Annotated in this window: 1 protein-coding gene; it reads right to left on the bottom strand. The window is 64.0% G+C overall.

Annotation, left to right across the window (positions count from 1 at the left end; genetic code table 11):
• The coding region (locus tag EXE45_RS20035; RefSeq protein WP_199233701.1) for a hypothetical protein at positions 1-455 on the bottom strand (455 nt) is incomplete at both ends.

Raw genomic sequence — 455 nt, 5'->3', positions numbered from 1 at the left:
GTTGACCCCGCTCCAATCTGGGCGGCGCCCGATGAAGTAGGCGACGCGACCCGCTTCGTCACGGTAGGGGAACATGAAGTGCCCCTTGAAGGAACACTCGAGGGGCTCGTACGCATCCTTCTCGCCGTCGTATCCGCGACTACTCTCGTCGGTAGGCTGGGTGTAGTCCACGAACGGACGGCCCTCTTGGTCTTCGCCGCCGACGTCGTCGGGCTCGTGGAAGAGCCCGGTCGCGATCATCGTGTGGTGTTTGAATCCTTCCTCCCAGAGATGCTCGAAGAGGGCAGTCCGGTCGATAGGCGCCCACCCGAGTCCGATGTCGTCGACGACCTCGTCAGTCCACCCACGGGTGTCGGTCGTCTCGAAACGGTAGGGCGTGTCGGCGCTCGGCTCATCACCCGCGAGTTCGTCTACCGTGTCGTGACGGTCAGCTGGGGCCACGCCAGTTTCGGTGT

The organism is Halorubrum sp. SP9, from assembly GCF_005435015.1.
Taxonomy (GTDB): domain Archaea; phylum Halobacteriota; class Halobacteria; order Halobacteriales; family Haloferacaceae; genus Halorubrum; species Halorubrum sodomense.
Note: the sequence above shows the minus strand (reverse complement) of the source record. Positions and strands in the feature narration are given on the sequence as shown.